Source organism: Kordiimonas aquimaris, from assembly GCF_025574485.1.
In the GTDB taxonomy this organism is placed as follows: domain Bacteria; phylum Pseudomonadota; class Alphaproteobacteria; order Sphingomonadales; family Kordiimonadaceae; genus Kordiimonas; species Kordiimonas aquimaris.
In genome coordinates, this window is record NZ_JAOBPO010000003.1 from 210,263 (window position 1) to 229,528 (window position 19,266).

Annotated in this window: 22 protein-coding genes; 14 read left to right on the forward strand and 8 right to left on the reverse strand. The window is 45.2% G+C overall.

The window, feature by feature from the left end:
- Window positions 1-65 precede the first annotated feature (65 nt).
- On the reverse strand, window positions 66-1,169 hold the full coding sequence (locus tag OEU88_RS10695; protein WP_262695160.1) for a hypothetical protein: 1,104 nt from the start codon (window positions 1,167-1,169) through the stop codon (window positions 66-68).
- 182 nt (window positions 1,170-1,351) lie between these two features.
- Here OEU88_RS10695 and OEU88_RS10700 point away from each other — a divergent pair, with 182 nt between their 5' ends.
- A complete protein-coding gene (locus tag OEU88_RS10700) occupies window positions 1,352-2,758 on the forward strand; it encodes a winged helix-turn-helix domain-containing protein (RefSeq protein WP_262695161.1) in 1,407 nt (468 codons plus the stop codon).
- Between the two features lie 2 nt (window positions 2,759-2,760).
- Here OEU88_RS10700 and OEU88_RS10705 read toward each other — a convergent pair whose 3' ends face one another.
- Entirely contained in the window at window positions 2,761-4,797 is a 2,037-nt protein-coding gene (locus tag OEU88_RS10705) for a toll/interleukin-1 receptor domain-containing protein (protein WP_262695162.1), read from the reverse strand.
- 101 nt (window positions 4,798-4,898) lie between these two features.
- Entirely contained in the window at window positions 4,899-6,044 is a 1,146-nt protein-coding gene (locus tag OEU88_RS10710) for an NAD(P)/FAD-dependent oxidoreductase (RefSeq protein ID WP_262695163.1), read from the reverse strand.
- 98 nt (window positions 6,045-6,142) lie between these two features.
- Here OEU88_RS10710 and OEU88_RS10715 point away from each other — a divergent pair, with 98 nt between their 5' ends.
- Window positions 6,143-7,408 (forward strand): metal-dependent hydrolase family protein, encoded by a 1,266-nt coding sequence (locus OEU88_RS10715; RefSeq protein WP_262695164.1) that lies wholly within the window; start codon window positions 6,143-6,145, stop codon window positions 7,406-7,408.
- 13 nt (window positions 7,409-7,421) lie between these two features.
- Here OEU88_RS10715 and modC read toward each other — a convergent pair whose 3' ends face one another.
- Genes modC through modA form a run of 3 tightly spaced genes read right to left on the reverse strand, consistent with a single transcriptional unit; the run spans window position 7,422 to window position 10,031 of the window.
- Window positions 7,422-8,546 (reverse strand): molybdenum ABC transporter ATP-binding protein, encoded by a 1,125-nt coding sequence (modC, locus tag OEU88_RS10720; RefSeq protein ID WP_262695165.1) that lies wholly within the window; start codon window positions 8,544-8,546, stop codon window positions 7,422-7,424.
- The gene (gene modB, locus OEU88_RS10725; RefSeq protein ID WP_262695166.1) at window positions 8,539-9,228 is read right to left on the reverse strand and encodes a molybdate ABC transporter permease subunit; all 690 of its coding nucleotides are present in this window, start codon (window positions 9,226-9,228) and stop codon (window positions 8,539-8,541) included. The genes modC and modB overlap by 8 nt, the downstream gene beginning before the upstream one ends.
- Before the next feature lie 5 nt (window positions 9,229-9,233).
- The gene (gene modA / locus OEU88_RS10730) at window positions 9,234-10,031 is read right to left on the reverse strand and encodes a molybdate ABC transporter substrate-binding protein (RefSeq protein ID WP_262695167.1); all 798 of its coding nucleotides are present in this window, start codon (window positions 10,029-10,031) and stop codon (window positions 9,234-9,236) included.
- A gap of 196 nt (window positions 10,032-10,227) precedes the next feature.
- Here modA and OEU88_RS10735 point away from each other — a divergent pair, with 196 nt between their 5' ends.
- Both OEU88_RS10735 and OEU88_RS10740 read left to right on the forward strand, forming a co-directional pair.
- A complete protein-coding gene (locus tag OEU88_RS10735) occupies window positions 10,228-11,475 on the forward strand; it encodes an acetamidase/formamidase family protein (protein ID WP_262695168.1) in 1,248 nt (415 codons plus the stop codon).
- Window positions 11,476-11,937: 462 nt separating this feature from the next.
- Window positions 11,938-12,516, forward strand: a complete 579-nt coding sequence (locus OEU88_RS10740; protein WP_262695169.1) for a hypothetical protein — start codon at window positions 11,938-11,940, stop codon at window positions 12,514-12,516.
- Between the two features lie 143 nt (window positions 12,517-12,659).
- Here the strand turns inward: OEU88_RS10740 and OEU88_RS10745 are convergent, their stop codons facing one another.
- A complete protein-coding gene (locus tag OEU88_RS10745) occupies window positions 12,660-13,121 on the reverse strand; it encodes a hypothetical protein (protein ID WP_262695170.1) in 462 nt (153 codons plus the stop codon).
- Window positions 13,122-13,429: 308 nt separating this feature from the next.
- On the opposite strand from OEU88_RS10745, the gene OEU88_RS10750 reads away from it, so the two are divergent.
- From OEU88_RS10750 to OEU88_RS10765, 4 genes are read left to right on the forward strand one after another with little or no spacing between them, the layout of a single operon-like run.
- A complete protein-coding gene (locus OEU88_RS10750) occupies window positions 13,430-14,152 on the forward strand; it encodes a hypothetical protein (protein ID WP_262695171.1) in 723 nt (240 codons plus the stop codon).
- Window positions 14,149-14,409: a hypothetical protein gene (locus tag OEU88_RS10755; RefSeq protein ID WP_262695172.1), complete on the forward strand. Its 261-nt coding sequence runs from the start codon at window positions 14,149-14,151 to the stop codon at window positions 14,407-14,409. Before OEU88_RS10750 ends, OEU88_RS10755 begins: the two co-directional genes overlap by 4 nt.
- The gene (locus tag OEU88_RS10760; RefSeq protein WP_262695173.1) at window positions 14,406-14,831 is read left to right on the forward strand and encodes a hypothetical protein; all 426 of its coding nucleotides are present in this window, start codon (window positions 14,406-14,408) and stop codon (window positions 14,829-14,831) included. The genes OEU88_RS10755 and OEU88_RS10760 overlap by 4 nt, the downstream gene beginning before the upstream one ends.
- Window positions 14,737-15,321: a hypothetical protein gene (locus OEU88_RS10765; RefSeq protein ID WP_262695174.1), complete on the forward strand. Its 585-nt coding sequence runs from the start codon at window positions 14,737-14,739 to the stop codon at window positions 15,319-15,321. The genes OEU88_RS10760 and OEU88_RS10765 overlap by 95 nt, the downstream gene beginning before the upstream one ends.
- A gap of 2 nt (window positions 15,322-15,323) precedes the next feature.
- Here OEU88_RS10765 and OEU88_RS10770 read toward each other — a convergent pair whose 3' ends face one another.
- Window positions 15,324-15,500: a hypothetical protein gene (locus OEU88_RS10770; RefSeq protein WP_262695175.1), complete on the reverse strand. Its 177-nt coding sequence runs from the start codon at window positions 15,498-15,500 to the stop codon at window positions 15,324-15,326.
- A gap of 76 nt (window positions 15,501-15,576) precedes the next feature.
- Between OEU88_RS10770 and OEU88_RS10775 the strand changes: the two genes are divergently transcribed.
- From OEU88_RS10775 to OEU88_RS10800, 6 genes are all read left to right on the forward strand, one after another.
- Window positions 15,577-16,266, forward strand: a complete 690-nt coding sequence (locus OEU88_RS10775) for a hypothetical protein (protein WP_262695176.1) — start codon at window positions 15,577-15,579, stop codon at window positions 16,264-16,266.
- 382 nt (window positions 16,267-16,648) lie between these two features.
- Window positions 16,649-17,482, forward strand: a complete 834-nt coding sequence (locus OEU88_RS10780) for a major capsid protein P2 (RefSeq protein WP_262695177.1) — start codon at window positions 16,649-16,651, stop codon at window positions 17,480-17,482.
- A 5-nt stretch (window positions 17,483-17,487) separates the two neighbouring features.
- On the forward strand, window positions 17,488-17,826 hold the full coding sequence (locus tag OEU88_RS10785; protein ID WP_262695178.1) for a hypothetical protein: 339 nt from the start codon (window positions 17,488-17,490) through the stop codon (window positions 17,824-17,826).
- Window positions 17,823-18,056 carry a hypothetical protein gene (locus tag OEU88_RS10790; RefSeq protein ID WP_262695179.1) on the forward strand — a complete coding sequence of 78 codons (234 nt, stop codon included), beginning with the start codon at window positions 17,823-17,825 and terminating at the stop codon, window positions 18,054-18,056. Before OEU88_RS10785 ends, OEU88_RS10790 begins: the two co-directional genes overlap by 4 nt.
- A 9-nt stretch (window positions 18,057-18,065) precedes the next feature.
- On the forward strand, window positions 18,066-18,614 hold the full coding sequence (locus OEU88_RS10795) for a hypothetical protein (protein ID WP_262695180.1): 549 nt from the start codon (window positions 18,066-18,068) through the stop codon (window positions 18,612-18,614).
- On the forward strand, window positions 18,611-19,264 hold the full coding sequence (locus OEU88_RS10800) for a hypothetical protein (RefSeq protein ID WP_262695181.1): 654 nt from the start codon (window positions 18,611-18,613) through the stop codon (window positions 19,262-19,264). The genes OEU88_RS10795 and OEU88_RS10800 overlap by 4 nt, the downstream gene beginning before the upstream one ends.
- The last annotated feature ends 2 nt before the right edge of the window (window positions 19,265-19,266 follow it).

The following is a 19,266-nucleotide window of genomic DNA, read 5'->3' on the forward strand; positions in this document are numbered from 1 at the left end:
AGTAACAATGAAAGTTCAGCGCAAATTGCGCTGAACCTCCCTGTAGTGATGCGACATGTGGGAGCTTAACGCACTGTCACACCAGAGACCGGATCCATTGCAGCTTTTATAGCCCATCCGCCAAAGGCTTCAGTAACAGCAAACACAAGTTGGTTTTCGCCCTTTTTAAGCGGAAGAAACACACTGTCATACAAGCCAACAGTGCCTAAATGACGGTAATCACGAGAACGATAAGTGTCGTCACCATAAGCGATTGCTTTACCATTTAGGAAAACAGTAACTCTGTCGCTAAAACCATACTGAATAGGTATAATTCGCTCGGCATCAGAGCTGATATCTAGTTTCACCAGTAACGTATTAACATCGCCAGTTCGGCCAGATATTCGTGCTAAATTAGCTGCCCCAGACTCGTCTACTTCAAGTGTTTGCCATGACTGCTGCGCCAGTAAGTCGCTATCAAGAATGGCCTCTTTCTCAACATCGGCACTAGCAACTGTTGTTTTCCCTACGTTAAATGATGTTATTAAGTTTTCAGGAAACGGCACTCGAGGTTTTGGTTCTCCAATAGTTTCAACAGTCGCATCGGCTACGGCACGGAAGTTTGAAATATGGAAATCTTGCCGAGCACCAGAAAATCGAATGCTTCCCGCAACATTCGGAGCCATCAAATTATCGACATGTAAACTAGGTTTGTCGCTATTGATGTAGACATCCATTTTATTGTCTTTGATCACTAACTTTACTGATGCCCATGATCCAAGATCATATTTTGATGGCACGCTATAGCGTTCACCGTGATAAATCTGCCAACCACCTAAACCATTAAACCGCGGTGTGTACTGTGTAGCGTCAGGCTTTTCAGACAAGTGAGATCGTAAGTAAAAGTGCTCTGCCGTATTATCATTCCAGCGAAAATAAATACCGGCAAAACCTCGTTCTTTAGGCATAGATATATCGAAAGTAATGATACCGTCCTTAAAATTTCCGTTATTCAGGACAGCAAAACCATTATTCAATCGCAAACTCTTACGACCCATATGCTCTACAAAACCGGCACCCTGTTCTGAAAGGCTCCAGTTATCTTCATTCATCTCTTGCGTATATCCAGCTACTGAACCAAACACCGCACTCAAGAAGACACAGGTGATAATAAATATTGTGTTTCGCATAGGACATTCCTCGCTCTTCGTTGTTTTTAGTATACAAAACTTAAACGATGAGCGCGTTTAAGGTTCCTTAAGAAACCTTAAATCTACAATACAGAGCCATATTCACGGCTTCTTGCTAGCTTTCCACAAATGACACACTGTATATTAATCTTATAGGAACACTTAATTTTCACTGAGATAGCATGACAAAAAATCCTGAAAATCAAAGGCATAACATTTATCACTGGGTCTTCATTCCCGGTGAAAAACTGCTGCAACATTCTGATGGTCACGCTGTAAAACTCGAAGATAAGATAGCAAAATTACTGCTGACATTTTGCATGAACCGTGGGCGGCTAGTGACAAAAAGCGATATCATTGCAGCTGTCTGGGACGGTAGAGAATTAAGCGAACAAACCATTCCTGTCGCCATATCAAAATTACGAAAAGCACTTGGAGACGATATCAATAATCCCAAAATGCTAGAAACTATCCCGCGGCGTGGATATCGATTGCTTGATGAGTTGCCGAAAAGGAAAGCACATTCTGTTTCGGAAACATCTAAACCAACAGAACGTATCATCTTCTATACTGCAATGATTGCTATCGCGGTACTTGGAGGCCTCTATTTATTCACAGGCAATGAAAATCTTACACCTGATCGCATCCAACTAGCGAATGCGGAAAAACCCGGCGTGATCGTAACAATTAACGATGTACGGACAACAAAAGCGACTGAAGACAAAATTGACCAAGCAATTGCGATTAGTGAACTATCTTCCTTTTTTCTAGCTCAAGTTCCAGATATTCTGGTTATACGCCATTGGTGGAACCTGGATGCACCAGATCCGACAGGCGGCATATACACGCGGTACGGTAACGCCACACCGGTTTATTCACTTAAGGCAACGCTACTAAAGGAAGACACAGGCAATATTGTTACATTCATCTTGTCAGAACCAAAAACGGATGAAGTTTTATGGACTGGCCTGCACAAAGTAAATTCAGGCAGTGAGAGCTTGTTTGGCACATTGTCCATGATGCTCGATCGTCTTTCAGTTGTAAAACGCCCAATCGATAATAAAGCACCAAACGAAGACTTACGTTATTGGAACGCTCGTTATTACATGCACCTGTCAAACCCTAGCGCCGCCAATAAAGCATATAGTTATCTCACGGCAATAGCTGACGAAAAACAAACAACAAAGCAAGTGCTCGCAACCGAGGAGGCCTTGATGGCACGCTGGCGCGAACAACTTGTTGCTTCAAATAACCAGATAGACCTTAATGATTACAGCTCAATTGCAACAGATCCAATATCCAGTGGCGTAAAGACGCACACTGAAATCGTTGATAAAGCAGCAATACAGCTTTATCGGCACAATAAGCCAAATGAGGCCATAGAGTTACTTGAAGAAGCTTTTTTAAAAGCCCCGGGTGACCATTACGCACTTTCATTGATCGCCGAAGCTAAAGAACGCATTGGGTTGCGTGAAGAAGCTTTAACTGCATATAGGAAAGCTATTCGTTTAGCCCCCTATGCAAGAGCCTATCAGAGCAGATTAAAAGAGATTGAAAATAAAACCTCAGACAATGCCAAGGTAGAATGAGGCTATCTTTGATAACTAGATGAGAGCAATCTCTTTGCAACACCTAACATTTTTTCCATTTCAGGATGAGCTATATTTATATTATTTTCAGTATGTTCTACAGTATTTCTAATATCTAACATTACTTTATTTTCGATATTATTTTTTGTTTTTAAAACTGCAATTGCATGACGGAGTTTAATCCGTTTTCCCATCACAGATTTTAGTACTTGATCTGTTTCACGATTAAGTTGAGCAGTTAATGAATTTATACTCTGCTGAAGCTGAGGTGTTGATACTCCTTCATTTATTTGATGCTCAATATCTGTGATTGCTATCCGGTAACTAAGCAGCCTGTTATATGCCTTAACGTGTCCTTGATGAATTATGCTATCAGCCATTGGACAATATGTTTTCAACATTTGATCCAAAGGGACATGCTCATTCAATTTTTCATTAACTTCAATAAGTTGCACTGCACTCCAACAATATTGAAGTTGCTTATCTTCATCATCAGGTTCAAAGGCTAACACAGGCTTTAAGTGCTCCAATGATTCAACTAAATTCTGTTTAGCTTGCCTAAATTGACCAGCGCTATATTTACTTTCCGCAAGCCAACGGTAGCTGCGCGCCAAGTTTAAATGCGCGCGCTGATCTGTTTTATCAGCAACCCATAGTTTTTTGTATATCTCCATAGACTTGCGCGAGTATTCAATTGAGCTTTCCTTATCACCAAGAAACTCATCTGCCCAAGCCAAGTGATGATATGCACCAGCAACATTGTTCATCCATGCAATGTCAGATTGAAACAACTCAGCAACATGCATACGAACCTTAAGGCCTTGTTCAAAAAGAGCTTTGGCCTCTTTATAGTCACCTAATTCCATCAGTGCCCAGCCAAGGTGAATATGTAAATTCCCTACTTCGGCATAGGCGCGTCGATTAAGGTCTGGTTGCGCTATAAGCCGGTCAAATAACGCAACACGTTCACGCCAGTAGTTTGCGGATTCTTGAAAGCGACCTAGTACCAATTCATATCGGCCAAGCCAGTACAAAGTGTGTATATGATCATAAAGCGCACTTGTTGACTCAGGGTGAATTTCAAGCATTTTCTTAGTCACGAAATAAGCTTGATCAAACATTTGTTTGGCTTGTTTCTCGTCTTGTCGCCGCAGATAAACACGACCAAGCTCCATAAACACACGCGCCTTACGACCCAGAGCATCCGGCGTTAAACTATTGTCATCTTGCTGCACATAATGAGTAACAAGCTCATTCACCACAGCGTCGATTACTTCTATGCGTCCAAGTTTTTGCAATTTCGAAACAACGAGATCATCAACCATAAACCCGATCAGATCTTCTGCTCGTTTCTGCTGAGATAGCGCAAGGTTTTTCGCCGATTCTTCGGCATTTTTCGCAAGTTGGACATTAACCACAAGACCAAGCAAAGCGAATATCACAGCCGCACCGACAACGGAAAGTGACATGACTTTCTTTTGTAATCTACGGGCTTCGCGCTGCATCAGGTCGTGCATATCAACCTCTAGCAACGCCGCAACAATTTTCTTAAATGCAAGGTTATGTCCATCACCGATGCTACGCATATCCGCAGCAAGCGGTGTCTTTCCTCGCTTTTGCGAGAGCTCTCGCAAAGGCTCAGGTATACAGTTTTCACTATCAGTACCTATTGAAACATCAAAGTTTGGTTCACCATCAATCAAGATACAAAGAATATTGGAAGGGGAGTTGCTCCGTAAAAAAACATCAATTTCAAAAGCAACACGCTTAGACTTGGCAGATGCAAGAGAACACAAAACAATGAGATACTCAGATTGTTCTATAGCATTTATTATTTTATCTTCTAAAGAACCTGTAGCGGCAAGTTCTTCTCTATCGCGAAAAAATCGCCCAAGCGAATATGAGGTTTTAAGGTGTGAGTAATCATTGTTTAAATACTTGGGTATTCGAAAACGCTCTAGGTAATTAAGCAGCTGTTTCGAAGTCGCCTTGTCAGCATGACTATAACTAATGAAAGCCTTATATTTGTATAAAGACATTTCTATCTTGTACCACCCGCAACAGCGCTGAAACACTTAGGTTAACTATAGTTTATTCAATCAATTAGCTTTTTACATGCTGATTGATATAGCCAAGAATATCAAGCAGATCGTTCCAATATGATACGTTTTATATAGGCGCCAATAGCGAGACAAGACGTCAATCCGGGAGAGTCATAGCCAAATAGATGATAAAGGCCATCAACCCCATGACTTCTAATATCTGAAATTACAAAATCCTGATCCCCCACTTGTGGCGCAACTATCTTGGGGCGAACACCTGCATAGGAAGGGTGAAGTTTTGACGGATCAATATCAGGCCAATATGTTTGTACAGCTGTTACAAATTTTTCATGCAAATCAGCATTCACATTGTAGTCAATACGATCCACCCATTCGATATCGGGACCAATTCGCGCGGCTCCGGCAGCATCAAGCGTAAGGTGGATACCGAGACCTCCCACAAATGGAATAGGGTAGATCAATCTATCAAACGGTGACTTCCCATCATAAGCAAAGTAACTACCTTTGGCATACCTTGTTTGTGGGATATGTTGCTTAGTCATTCCGATTATGCTGTGAGCAATATCGGTTGCCGATAATCCAGCACAGTTTACGACTATTTTCGCCTCAATCGATATTGAAGGCTCGCAGTTTATATCAAGCTGAATGCCATATTCAGTTAACCGCCCACCTTTTACCGGAGAGTTTACAGCCAGTATTCCGCCAGAAGTTTCAAAGTCTCCTAATAAGGAGAGCATTAGCTGATGACTATCAACAACTCCCGTGGAGGGACTGTTAATCGCAGCAACTGCCTTAACTGCGGGAGCGATAGCATTCACAGCTTTAGCATCTAGGCGCTCAAGATCAGAAACACCGTTTTGAACGCCTTTTTGGTATATATCATTAAGGCTGTCTCGCTGAGTTTCATCCGTTGCAACAATCAGTTTTCCGTAACGGTTAACGGGTACATGGTGTCTATCGCAATAATCATAAAGCATGTCGCGACCAGCGACACACAATTGCGCCTTTAGGCTATCTTTCGGGTAATAAATGCCTGCGTGGATAACTTCACTGTTTCGAGAAGACGTTTCGGTGCCAATCATGTTTGCCTTTTCAAGCAACAAAACCTCACGCCCAGCTTGCTGTAGTTCGCGCGCAACCGACAGACCAATCACACCAGCACCAATGACAATACAGTCAACTTTTTCTGTCACATATCCATCCCGTATCGTTGATGCAGTCATGTACCAAAATGTTTCCTGAAAGGCTTATGGCATGCATTTTAATTTTGCTGTTCTCAGTCTTGCCGATACAGTAGCCAACTTAATTGGGAGGGTCCATTATGTTAAATAAACTTAAAACAGTTATCGCCATCAGTGCGCTGATGATAAGCAGTGCTGCATCAGCTGATATTTTACTTGTTCCAGACGCTATATTTGATGGCGTTTCCAATAAACTCATTACCGGTAAGGCTGTATTGGTAAAAGACGGTAAAATTGCACGTATCGCTGATCCAAGCGCATTCGCCAGTAGCACTGCAGAAGTTATCAATCTCAATGGACATACGTTAATGCCTGGCTTAATTGACTTACATAGTCATGTATTGCTGCACCCATACGACGAAGTAAGCTGGAACGATCAGGTTTTAAAAGAAACCTATGCCGAGCGCGCCATTCGTGCATCCAATCATCTTAAACACAGCCTTCATGCCGGTTACACCACACTACGTGATTTAGGCAGTGAAGGTGCAGGCTATCTGGACGTCGGCGTCCGAGACACGCTTAATAAAGGTGTGATAGAGGGGCCACGGCTACTTGTTGCAGGTAAAGCTATTGTTGCAACTGGCTCATACGGCCCTAAAGGGTTTGGTGAACACGTGTCTGTACCGCTGGGGGCGGAAGAGGGTGATGGTAATGATCTTATTCGCATCACTCGCGACCAGATTGGCAACGGCGCTGATTTTATTAAAGTATATGCTGACTATCGGTGGGGGCCTAACGGCGAAGCAATGCCGACTTTCTCAATCGAAGAGATAAAGACCATTGTTGAAACAGCCCGCTCTTCTGGCCGTTATACTGTGGCACATGCGTCAACACCGGAAGCCATGCGCCGCGCTATACTGGGCGGTGTTGAAACCATAGAGCATGGCAGTCAAGGTACACCTGAAATATTCAAACTTATGAAAGATAACAATGTTGCATGGTGTTCAACACTTGCTGCAGGCGAAGCTATTTCAGCATATCAAGGCTGGAAAAAAGGCGAAATGGCTGACCCACAACGCATTACTGATCAAAAGGCTGCTTTTAAGGCCGCATTGGATGCGGGCGTGACGATGTGTGCAGGTTCAGATGTTGGTGTTTTTGACCACGGTGACAATGCATGGGAATTGGAACTCATGGTTGAATACGGTATGGCACCAATCGATGTTCTCATGAGCGCTACATCCATCAATGCCAAACTTTTACACATGGAGAGTAAAATTGGCGCAATAAAAGAGGGTATGCTTGCTGAAATAATAGCAGTGCGCGGCGATCCGATAAAAGACATAAGCACCTTGCGTAGCCCTTCATTCGTTTTGCAGGGTAGTACGATGATTAAAAAGCCATAATTTACGCTAGACCTTAACCCGATGCACTTAATGAACGCGGGTCAAACGTAACTGATTTAACGAGTGCATAAACGGCTTGACCTGTCGCCAATGAAAGATCATTGGCGGCAGAGCGCGTTATTTGGGCACGTATTTTTTCACCATCTACATCAATGACAGCATCAACAAACGCTGTACCTTCGATTACCTCGAGGGCAATGAGTTTTCCGCTCAAAACATTTCTTATACTGATATGTTCAGGTCGCTCAGTAGCAAGTGAAACATCGCTGGATTTCACTAAAACACGTACCTCTGTACCTGTAGCCGCATTAACATATGGAACGGAGATAGACTGGCTCCCAAACTTGAGCTCTGTCATATGCATAGTTTTGTCATGCGTGTTAATTGTAGCCTCAATGATCGCGCCAATATTTCCGTGATCTGCAATATCATTGAAGTTTAGTCGCTCTAATACCTCAGCAGTAGGCCCTTGGTTAACGACACGACCATTTGCCATCATGACAACCTGATCAGCAATCCGAGCAACCTCCGCCATATCATGGCTGACATATAGCATCGGCACTTTCAATGTTTGATGCAACCGATCAAGGTAAGGTAAAATGTCGTCTTTGGTTTGCTGATCAAGGCCAGACAATGGCTCATCCATAAGCAACAGAGCGGGGTGGGCTAAAAGCGCTCGTCCCATCGCAACACGTTGACGCTCACCGCCAGACAAAGCTGTAGGAAAACGCTCAAGTAAGTTCTTCAATCCAAATAAAGAAATAACTTCTGGAATAGATGGTGATTTCTCTTCTTCGTTAGTCAACTTTCTTCTTGAGAAAAGCGTCCCAAACAAAAGATTGTCGCGCACGCTTAAATGCGGGAAAAGGCTCGCTTCCTGAAACACATACCCGACCGAACGCTTATGTGTTGGCATATGGCTAGAAGCCTCGCTATCTTGCCATATATTGCCGCGCACTGATATTCTTCCCGGATACCCTTCCAATCCCGCAATGCATCGTAGCACGGTGGTTTTTCCACACCCTGAGGGGCCCAATAAAGCGGTAACACCATTGGCCGGGACAGTAAAATTACAGTTTAGCTCAAACGCACCAATGCGCCCGGCAAGTGAAACATCAATCTCACTGTGATTACCCATTATTACGGTTTGTCCTAATACGGTTTTGCTGCAACATAACGATAAGAATGACAATAAAGGCAAATAACAACATGCCGGCCGACAGGATATGTGCGCTTACCCACTCTAAATTTTCAACATATTCGTATATTGCAACAGACAGTACTCTTGTTTCACCGGGGATATTACCACCAATCATCAGAACCATACCAAATTCACCAATAGTATGAGCAAAACCAAGCACCGCCCCTGTAATAATACCAGGACGGGCAAGGGGTAGGGCAACGTGCCAAAAAACCTGCCAAGGCGATGCCCTTAAGGTAGCAGCCACTTCCAGTGGCCTGTCACCAACAGCTTCAAATGCATTACGGATTGGTTGCACAACAAAAGGCATAGAATAAATAACAGACCCAATCACTAACCCCTCAAACGTAAAGGCAAGTGAACGCATACCAGTTACGCTTGACAGCCAACCACCGGCACCATCAGGCCCAAGAGCAATTAACATGTAAAAACCCAGTACAGTTGGCGGCAGCACGAGAGGCAGGGCCACGATTGTAGCGACAACTTCTCGCCAAATTGCTCGAGAACGCGCCAACCACCAAGCAATCGGAACACCAATCAACAACAAAATAATAGTCGTCGCGAATGCAAGCTGCAATGTAAGCTGAATAGGTGGCCAAAATATAAGTAACTCATTCATAAGTGTTACTTTGCCTGCAGATCGACATCATAACCATATTTTTTTATGAGCATGCCAGCTTTTGAACTCTTGAGGAAATGCAGGAATTCACTTGCCGTAGCATTTAGACGGCCATGTTCCAGTAAAACAAAATCTTGAGCAATTGGTGTATAATGAGTTTGGGGAACACGCCAAATCGTGGTTGCCGGCCTATTAATAACTTGAGCCAAAGCAACCAAGCCAACATCAGCATTTCCTGTTTCTACAAACTGGTAGGCCTGTGCAATGTTGGCACCGCGCACTAAAAGAGGCTCTGTTTGCGAGAGTAAATCCAAACTCTTCAACACCTGAATTGCAGCAGCACCGTATGGGGCAGTGTTTGGATTAGCAATCGCAAGTCGTTGATATTTAATATCCGTTAAACTAGTAGCATTAATCTCGCTACTACTGTTGGCGGAATAAAGTGCAAGTTTCCCATAAGCGTATGTATATTGGCTATTTTTGACTGCGAGACCATGCTGGGAGAGCAACAAAGGACGCATCTGATCTGCAGCCAAAAACACATCAAAAGGGGCGCCTTGTGTGATTTGGTTATAGAGTTGGCCAGTAGAAGCTGCACTTAAGATCACACTATGATTAGTTTCACGCTCAAACTGTATTTTTATATCTTGGGCAGGTTTTAAAAAATTTGAAGCAACAGCAACATGTACGGTGTCAGCGGCCACAGGTAATGAAGCATAAGCGAAACACATACTCACAATGACCAACGAGATAAGCCAGTGTGCTTTATTTAATTGGTTGAATACCTTGAGGATGCGTTTCATACTTTCGCCGATAATGTGCGCATCAATAAATGTCAAACATATTGAGCTCGATTGAACATGCCTAGTCTACAAAATATTAGTAATATGATCCTGATCACCATAAGATAATATGCATTAAACCTTTCATGGCCGAAATGACAGGCAAGACGCCAGCCCCATCAAGTCGATAACTTGGTTGAACAGAAATGAGAATAATATGCACTTAAACAAACGTTATGCCTCATCTTTAACGGCAACATTAGGCATTTTATTTATTTCCTCAACGATTACAGCGCAGGATGTAGTTGAGGTTGGTGGCCAGGGTGATAGCTGTCTTGAGGACCCGCAGTGTATCAATCGTATACACCCTGACATCCCTATGACTGCTCGGGCCAAACCTGGGCAAACCATTTTATTTCATACGCGTGATGCAGCTGATTTTCTCGGGACGGTTGATAGTCAAACTGATGTAATGAAAGAGCAGGGCGATCGCGGTTTTGGGCGGGTTCATCCCATGACAGGACCAGTCTACATTGAAGGTTCAAAAGCTGGTGATGTTGTTGCTTTCACGATTCACAAAATTAAACCGGGAAAACATGCCTACACCAGAACAGGAGGCTTTGCGGCTGATTTGATGGGGCCAGGGTCATTAACTGCATCATGGCGTCTAACCTCGGACTATGCCGTAACGGATGATATTCCTGGCATCAAGATTCCAAATGCCAGCTTCCCCGGTGTTGTTACAACGATGCCTGACCGAGCTAAACTTGCACAAATGCGTAATCGTGAGCAGGCATTGGCCGAAGCAGGCGGTGCCGTTCGCTTACCTAGTGCAGATGATGCTTCACCTGCGGCCATATGCGGCCCAGATGGAAACAGGCGCGACGAATGCCTACGCACAATTCCACCTCGTGAACATGGTGGCAATATGGATATACGTTACCTGAAAACCGGCGTAACAATATACCTGCCATGTTACATTGATGGCTGCGCACTTGCCATAGGAGACCTTCATTATGCTCAAGGAGATGGTGAAGTAAGCGGAACGGCTATTGAAATGTCCGCAGATGTATGGGGGGTTGCTGAAATAATTAAGGATGGTCCTGACCTTAGTCACGGCCCTCATTACAGCGGTGCCTCAACTTTGCTGGATATCCCATCAACCAAATTTTACGCTGTAACAGGGTTTCCGGTTAAAAAAGCAGGGTCAGTGCCACCACGCATGGAATATCTACAATCCGCCAAGGTTGCTGACTTAGAGAACTTGTCTAATGATATAAACTTGGCTGCACGCAACGCTCTCGATGGTATTGTTGACTATATCATTGCCACTTACGGCTATGACAGGCCTCAAGCTTACATTATTGCAAGCGTAGCTGTGGATCTAAGAATAGGGCAGTTAGTTGATGTGCCAAACGTAGGGGTAACCGCCATATTACCATTGGATATTTTTGAGAGCGAGTGAGGCTACCTGGGTAATAGTTAATTCGCAAAGGATGCAATTTAGGTTTCAATAATTTTTATAAACTATTGATTTTAAAAATTTAATTTAGTTATTTACATTATAAATGTTGTAATTATTAGGTAAAAGTAAATTTTGCAGTTACAGATTTCTTTTCAAGGCCTGTTAGCGTTTGGGTCTAGCGTTTTGCGCTAGAGCACAATCGATCACAGGCAAAAGAATTACCAAACCACTTGAAACGAGACTTGAGGAAGCAGTGACTAATATTTGCACGACAACTCGTTAACATAGCTTCACGTATTTGATAATTCTGTCGCTGCTGCATGCCCATTCGCAAGTTCGTGAATACTTTCATTCTGCACAAAAAATCATTTTAACACAGAAGATGCTCTCTTGATCGCGTCGGGCTTGAAAAAATAATAGCTGGTTATACGTTTCCGCAAGTACACATTGAGGGACACGATAATGATAATAAAATTACTAATGATAATTGTTTTTTTAGGGGCGCTATCAATACCGGCTTCCTCATTTTTTAATGGAGACGACATTGTTGATGCCAAAATTGAAATGATTTATAGCAGCCTCCAAGGTCAATGGGAGGGTGAGTTTTTTGCCTATAAGGAGGGGAAAACGATAGTTGCTCAAATGCCTTATCAAGTTAACTATTATGTGGCGCGGAATGATAAGATATTGATTAGTGAAAGTGGTCCAATTTCTGAACCTATGGACAATGAATCTTTTACTCATGATGTTAGTGTTTATGACCCAACGGAAAACAAACTTCATATCTCTTTTAACAACACAAAATACAGCAAGCCTATTGTTCATATCTATGAGCTAAGCGGTATTGATAAAGACGATTTAGAGAATGACTGGAGTTTTACGCGGGAACAAACTGGATTGGTTAGCGGCAGCATTATTGATCAGAGAGAAACAGTTTCTTACAAAGATGGATCGTATACATTTAGTTCGAAAAGCCGTTCAGGTAACAGTAGTGAACCATATGTTCTTACCTATATAATTAAGGCGGAAAAAATAGAATAAATCTATTGTAAGGCGCTATGTATTATATCTAAAAGTAGGAAGCCGCTTTCAATTTTTTCATAAAGTATTTGATGTCACAACTGTGAACAATGAGTGACAAGTTCTGTGAACGATTACATCACAATTTTTGAGAATGATTGAGGCTACTTGGAATATATTTTATGCGTATAATTTATATGCGAAGAACCCTGCATGTCCGGCTGTACCGCGTTTGTACTAGCGTGTACTGGACTATCTGGAATAGCAGAAAAACCAACCGCCACACACATCATCATAGCAGCACCAGCAGTGGCCTGACGCGCTTGCTGTAGGTGCTTTCTCATGGTGGCATAAACGGATGCAGTTGCGGCATCATTGGCACGCTCCGCACGCCATTCACCGAGATCAATTAACGCTTGCTCAACATCTTTCCCTGCCAGCTCTGCCAATCGGATCATAGTTGCGTCTTTTCGGGGCAAACTCTTACCTAATCGCCACCCACATATTGTTGCTGGTGGTTCACCAATCCTTAAGCACAATTGCCGGTCAGAAGGAAGGTTTTGCTTCCTTAAGGCCGCATCTAAATACTCAGTGATACCGATGCGTTTAAATTCAATGTTCGACATACTTAAATCCCCGTTTCTATCCTTAAGGATATAACACCAGTTATCCTTAACGACAAGTGAACAAAGTTTTGCTACCAAATATAGCTCAAATGCACGCATTAAAAACAATATCTTGACAATCACACAATATTTAGTGTTTGTTCGGGTCACTCGAACTATTCGAGACACTCGAACACACCTTCCGTGACCTATCCCCGGCACGGAAGGTGTTCTCTGGGGAACGGGGATCAGGATCAAATATGCTCAGGCATGACGTGATCATTCCAATATCAAGATCAACCTTAAGGGGTTCCGTTAAAGGCGTCCTTATGGCCATTGCAATCCGCACATATGACACAGACGAAGAAGCACACCTCACAGTAGGCACGCTTGGTAAAGAGGCTGGCTATAGCCCTCGCACCACTCAAGAAGCGGTCATAAAGCTTGAGGAAATGGGCCTCATTACTGTGCGGCGCGGATGGGGGCGCGGTGCTTACAACATCTATGAAATGGTGCTCGAAAAGGTGCGAAATCTGCACCCTTATGATGCACCAGAGCAAAAAAATTTGGTCGATGAAAAAGGTGCGAAATCCTCCGTAAAAGGTGCGAAATCCTCCGTAAAAGGTGCGAAATCTGCACCCTACAATATAAATAATATAAATAATAAACGCGTGACGCACGCGCACGCGAGGAAAATGCCGCCGCGCACCGGACCTCACGGCCCTGCGGCGAAACATCAAAAGAGAAGAAAAAAGGAACCCGCTGTTAACCGTGGCGCTGCCACGGGCGGGGTGATGCCGAAATTCAGTGAAGCCACCAGCAGCGAGGCGCGAGAGATGTGGAGCAATTGTCTTCAGGGGAAGACAGCCGACTTTCGCATACCAGAAAGCGCAACATTAGGCCCGATAGAGGGTGGCACAGCAAAGATTTTCGATCTGACGCCGTTTCAGCAAGACCAGATCGCACAGAATGGCCGTGTAGAGATTGTTACCAAGCTCTCACGACTTACCGGGGACAAAATCAACCTTGTTATGATGGAGAAAGCATCGTGAAACCCGATAAGAAACCACCACCTACACTGACCGAGTTGCTCGCTGTGCGAAGCGCCATTTGGGATGACATGTTCCAGATGAATGACCTTGGCCGTGACAGTGACAAAATGATGAACTCGTTTTTTCAAACTTGTTTTGCCATTGATGACATGTTGGCCGTTCAAATTAAATCCGCCAACGCCGCCGCCAAATGGCTCAAGGAAGAAATTGCCATGCTGAATGCCAAACTGGAAGACATGCAGGAGGTGCAGTCATGAGCATTGAGCCAAGAACTGTCATAGGTGAGGTGAAATGCCCGTTTTGTGGTTCCGCCGCCGAAGCAATGGTCGGCGCACAGAAGGGCAATCGCACCGTTATGGCATGCCCGCGTGGATGCCGTGGCACCGCTGGTGCCTTCCCTGACCGTGACCTTAAACAAGATTATCTGGACGCAACGTCCGAAACCGAAAGAGAAGACCATGAGCAAGACACCGTTGAAAGTGAAGAAACTGGCGCGGAAATCGCAGCCGAAAGCGAAGCAGCCTCAGAAGGCGAAACCGGAACCAGTGAAAACACCGGAACAGACGCCTGCAGCATCGCCGGAAATGACGATACCAGATGTAGCGAAGATACCGCCGGAGCCAGAGAACAAGTCAACAAGCCAGCCAGAAGAAAGTGGGGAAGCGGTAAACGGGTCTGAAAACGAAGCGTTCACACCTGATTTTGACGATAGTGAACCGCTTGAAGGTGAAGTCCTTAAGCCCGGTGAAAAATCTGAGGAAGAACTCAGGCAGGAAGCCGAAGAAAAAGCCGAGCACGATGCTTACACTTTGGAAACCGACCCGCTCAAAGATGCTTTCTATGGTGTTATGTGTGCTGTATCGAACCAAGCCGCGAAAATTGCTGGACAGCGTATCCCTATGGGCGAGCCGATCGCTGCCATGCAATTGAAAAACCGTGGTGCTGTTGGTCGCATGGCGTCTGATCAGGTGTTTGATAAGCTTTGGAAAACGGCTGAATTTATGCGCGCCACACTCCGCAAACTGAAGCACGCTAACAAGCTCAAGCAGGAGTGGGGTGCCATATGGTTGCTGATGGTGGAAATGGCAGAGGAAACCATCAAGGAAGTAAATGCCCGCCAAGCAGCTTACGCTGAACAGCAGGAAGCACAGCAACAGGAGGCCGCGTAATGTTACCTTCTGACATAGTCCAGCAAAGGTTCGATGTTGTAGCCGCCAACAATCAACAGTGCGATTACAATCGCAATTACAACGCTGCCGGGCGCTTCAAAACTAAACTTAACAGGGGATTTCATTGGGTCGTTCTCCAGCTTGAAAATATAAAATCGCTCGCTGAGAACGTTAGCCATAAAGTCACCCTTTGGGGTGCTTGTCAATTACCATTAATGGTATGTGCACGGTATTTTATCCACAGGTGGATAAATCATGATGACTGAAGCAGAGCACACCATCATTGTCGGCGTTACTGGTGGCGGCAAGACGACATTGGCGGAAGGGCTGACAAAGCATTGCCGCCGTATCATCGTGTTAACCACCAAGCCTAAAGCCAAGTGTTTCACCAAGGGCTATCATGAGGCGCGCAAATCTGTTGATGTGCTGAAGTACATCAAACGCAACTGGAACAGCAAGAAGGGCTTTCGCATCGTCTGGCGTGTGTTTTCCGAACCGGGCGACAACAACAAACAGATCAAGGCACTTGATTGGATTTGCCGAAACCTCTGGAAATGGCAGCAAGGTTATGCTGATGAAAAAGACAATCGCCAGATCGTTCTGAATGTTGATGAGGTGCAGCGTTTCTTCCCGCATTCCGAGGCACAGAAAGGCCACGCCTTTACGTGGGCAGTGTCTGAGGGCAGGGATTGGGGAATAAACTTGCTAGTGGGTACACAGCGGCCCGTTAACATTCATCCGATCTTTAGAGATAACATCACCAATTTTTATTCCTTACGGCTCTCTGGTGATGCCACGTTCAAAAAGGTGAATGAGAATGTCGGCGGCGACCATATGGCACGCCTTAAAGCGATTAAGCAGTTCCATTATGCTTACTTCCGCGACAAGGCATACATCGCTACAAACAACACGAGAAAACCGACAATCAATCGGGCTTTTCCATAAGCATCGCCAAACACGGCGAGGGGTGATTCGCTCCTCGCCAGCTATAACGAGGCTCAAAATTATCCTTAAGGTTATTTGTCCTAAATTTGACAGCCTGCCTCAAATCTGAGTCTCATGAAGCCTGTTTAACGCAAGGCGAAAATCGACCTCATGAGCAAATATTTAGACGCAAAAATTATCATATCTGGCCTCACTGTGTCGTTGCTCGCCTTTGCTGCAATCGAAACTTACAAACACATCAAAGGACAGAACAATGGATAGGGCTATAGAGTTCACATTTCTTGTTGGCGCAGCCGCAACCGCATTTATCGCGGTGTCGTATGCCGCTAAAAAATGGCCGAATGCGCCGCTCATCAAGTACGTGGCATAAGGGGTAAAAATCATGCGGTTTGTTGTCCCTAATAACACCGAGTTTTACAATGTCAGTGCGCAGGCTGGTACGGCGAATATGACGCTACCAGCGGCAAATCATGCGCTGAACCAGATCGATCTGATCTATACGCTAAATGGCACCCGCGCCACGGAAGCGGAGATGATCGCAGACATTGACGAAATCGAACTTAAAATTGGTGGCACGACACAGCGCCGCTTTACACCAGCACAGCTATTCACGCTTGAGAAGTTGCGAGGTCAAACTGTCAAAGCAGGGCGCTTGCCTATCCGCTTTACGCAGCCGGAACGCCGCACTGACATCGGCGAAGATCGCACGATCATCTTCCTGAATGAAATCGGGCAAGTCACCATTGATGTGAAACTCAACGCGCAGGCAACAGCCCGCAAGTTGATCGCACGTCACGTTTCGACGCCGCTTGTTGCTGCTGACCTAAAGCAGCCCAATCAAGGCAGCATCATCACGTACAAAAAGAAAAACGTGCTGATCGACAGTGATGGTGAAAACGAAGCCACCTTCATACAGTTACAAGGTCGTGCATTCCATACATTCCACGCATTCAGCGCTGATATTACATCGCTCAAAGTGTATCTGGACCAACTCCTGATATGGGATTTTGTCGACAAGCAACATCTGGATGATCTGCTTGAAGACAATGCTTACGTACCGCAGGCGGACGTATGGTCATTTGGCGGCGAACTGCTTTCATCCCGCTATGTTGACGCAATGGTTTCAGGCGACAGCGTTTTGCGCTGGGAGTTTGAAATGGACGCAGCTAACAGCTTTGACGTTCTTATCGAAGAACTTGGATCACCTAAGAGGTAAAAACCATGTCATTCGTAGCACCGGGACTAGCAGCCTACAATGAACAACAGCAATCTGCCGCTCAACCATCGGGCGGCGGGTTCTTCGGTCGCCTGCTTGACGGTGCCGGACAGATTGGGCTGGCTGCATTAGGGTTTGAAGCGCAGAAGTCTATTCTGCGTGACCAACTCAAAATAACCAACCTTGAAGCACAGATCGCAACTGCCGAGCAGCGTGCAGGCAGTGCAACAGCGACAGGCGCAGTGCCAGCACAAACGGACACGTTTGCAAAATACAAGCCGTGGCTTATTGGCGGCGGTGTTGTTGTGGTGTTGGCAGTAGCAGCGAAGTGGGCCTTCAAATGACACCTGGCATTTTTGATAGCATTGGACAGCTCGGCGGCAACAGCGGCCCAGCTATCTCTGGTGGCAGTCCGGTTTTCCAGATTGCCGCAGCACAGCCGTCATTTCTGAGACAACCCGCTTTCTTTGCTGGTGCGCACAGTAATGGCGGTTTATCGGGCCTTTCGTGGCCTGTGGCTGCTGTTGGTGCCTTGTCTGCAACAGCGCTTGCGGTTGCGTACTTCAAAAAATAGGGGGCTGGCATGGGACTGTTCGGTGGCAGCTCCAGAAGCACAACATCAACCACGGTCAACACGAACACAACCAATGTGTTCAACGATAATCGTCAGGATAATCGCAAGTTCACTGATGCGCGGGTTTACAATACAACGCGTATTGATGCGCGCCAAGATAACCGCCAGTTTATCGACAACAGCCGCACGATTAAAACAACCAATGTCACCAATATTGATAGCAGGCAGGATAACCGCCAGTTCAACGATAATCGCTCAACAACAAACAACTTTGTTGATGAAAGCGTGCATGTTGCTGACGGCGGTATATTCGCAGGCCAAAACGCATCTATCACCATCAATGAAATCGACAATGATGCGGTATCTGAAGCCTTTGATTTTGCCGAAGCTGTTGCTGAAAAATACAGCCAAGCCAGCACTAATCTGGTGAACGGCGCGCTCAGTCAAACAGAAGCAAGCTTTAGCAAACTGTCACAGCGCAATGTGCTGATCATGACAGGGGTTGCCGCCGTTGGTATCGGTGCGAGTGTCTACCTTGGAAGGAAAAAAGCGGCATGAGTGATCCAATCATTGAAACCATCCCCGCAGGCGGTGAATTTATCCTAAGTGGTCAAGCCAATTATTTTTATTGCTATGCGGCAACGCAAGAACTCACCTTCACTATTGAAACCAGTGCAGGTGAGCGCACGTTGCCGCTTGATCGCGGTACAGGCTGGCAAGCACCGTTTGAGAAAGTGACTGTCAATAACGATACAGGCAGCGCGCAAACGGTAACGATTATCAATCTGTACATACCAGAGTTACCTGTGCGCGGCTTTTTTGATGATCGCGAGCTTGCTGCACAAGTTGCTGTTGATGGCGGGATTGTAACCAACACAGCACCGCTGACTGATCAAGGTGGATCGATTGGTGGGATCGGCACAAGTGTGCGCGTCTATCAACCAACTGGTGAGACAGCAGATGTTGTCACGGCAGCGGCTAACCTTAACGGTGTGCGCATACGCGATGCCAATATGTGCCTTACCGCTGGTGCTGGTAATGCTCCGTCGTACATAGCCGCTGGTCATGATCTGATCGTGTGGTGCAACCAACACAATTTGTATGAGCGAATGAGGAACGAAGTCCACGTACCGGCTGGGACAGCAATAGCTTATTCAACGCCTGCCGGTGTTACCGCCTTAATTCGCATCAATTACGATATTTTGTGAGG

What these genes read in the sequence shown, in the direction of transcription:
- OEU88_RS10775 (WP_262695176.1), top strand. Translation starts at nt 15,577, where the DNA reads ATGATGACTGAAGCAGAGCACACCATCATTGTCGGCGTTACTGGTGGC.
- OEU88_RS10800 (WP_262695181.1), top strand. Translation starts at nt 18,611, where the DNA reads ATGAGTGATCCAATCATTGAAACCATCCCCGCAGGCGGTGAATTTATC.
- OEU88_RS10715 (WP_262695164.1), top strand. Translation starts at nt 6,143, where the DNA reads ATGTTAAATAAACTTAAAACAGTTATCGCCATCAGTGCGCTGATGATA.
- OEU88_RS10710 (WP_262695163.1), bottom strand. Translation starts at nt 6,044, where the DNA reads ATGACTGCATCAACGATACGGGATGGATATGTGACAGAAAAAGTTGAC.
- OEU88_RS10785 (WP_262695178.1), top strand. Translation starts at nt 17,488, where the DNA reads ATGTCATTCGTAGCACCGGGACTAGCAGCCTACAATGAACAACAGCAA.
- OEU88_RS10770 (WP_262695175.1), bottom strand. Translation starts at nt 15,500, where the DNA reads ATGGCTAACGTTCTCAGCGAGCGATTTTATATTTTCAAGCTGGAGAAC.
- OEU88_RS10740 (WP_262695169.1), top strand. Translation starts at nt 11,938, where the DNA reads ATGATAATAAAATTACTAATGATAATTGTTTTTTTAGGGGCGCTATCA.
- OEU88_RS10695 (WP_262695160.1), bottom strand. Translation starts at nt 1,169, where the DNA reads ATGCGAAACACAATATTTATTATCACCTGTGTCTTCTTGAGTGCGGTG.
- OEU88_RS10760 (WP_262695173.1), top strand. Translation starts at nt 14,406, where the DNA reads ATGAGCATTGAGCCAAGAACTGTCATAGGTGAGGTGAAATGCCCGTTT.
- OEU88_RS10700 (WP_262695161.1), top strand. Translation starts at nt 1,352, where the DNA reads ATGACAAAAAATCCTGAAAATCAAAGGCATAACATTTATCACTGGGTC.
- OEU88_RS10750 (WP_262695171.1), top strand. Translation starts at nt 13,430, where the DNA reads ATGGCCATTGCAATCCGCACATATGACACAGACGAAGAAGCACACCTC.
- OEU88_RS10765 (WP_262695174.1), top strand. Translation starts at nt 14,737, where the DNA reads ATGACGATACCAGATGTAGCGAAGATACCGCCGGAGCCAGAGAACAAG.
- modB (WP_262695166.1), bottom strand. Translation starts at nt 9,228, where the DNA reads ATGAATGAGTTACTTATATTTTGGCCACCTATTCAGCTTACATTGCAG.
- OEU88_RS10735 (WP_262695168.1), top strand. Translation starts at nt 10,228, where the DNA reads ATGCACTTAAACAAACGTTATGCCTCATCTTTAACGGCAACATTAGGC.
- modC (WP_262695165.1), bottom strand. Translation starts at nt 8,546, where the DNA reads ATGGGTAATCACAGTGAGATTGATGTTTCACTTGCCGGGCGCATTGGT.
- OEU88_RS10795 (WP_262695180.1), top strand. Translation starts at nt 18,066, where the DNA reads ATGGGACTGTTCGGTGGCAGCTCCAGAAGCACAACATCAACCACGGTC.
- OEU88_RS10705 (WP_262695162.1), bottom strand. Translation starts at nt 4,797, where the DNA reads ATGTCTTTATACAAATATAAGGCTTTCATTAGTTATAGTCATGCTGAC.
- modA (WP_262695167.1), bottom strand. Translation starts at nt 10,031, where the DNA reads ATGAAACGCATCCTCAAGGTATTCAACCAATTAAATAAAGCACACTGG.
- OEU88_RS10790 (WP_262695179.1), top strand. Translation starts at nt 17,823, where the DNA reads ATGACACCTGGCATTTTTGATAGCATTGGACAGCTCGGCGGCAACAGC.
- OEU88_RS10745 (WP_262695170.1), bottom strand. Translation starts at nt 13,121, where the DNA reads ATGTCGAACATTGAATTTAAACGCATCGGTATCACTGAGTATTTAGAT.
- OEU88_RS10780 (WP_262695177.1), top strand. Translation starts at nt 16,649, where the DNA reads ATGCGGTTTGTTGTCCCTAATAACACCGAGTTTTACAATGTCAGTGCG.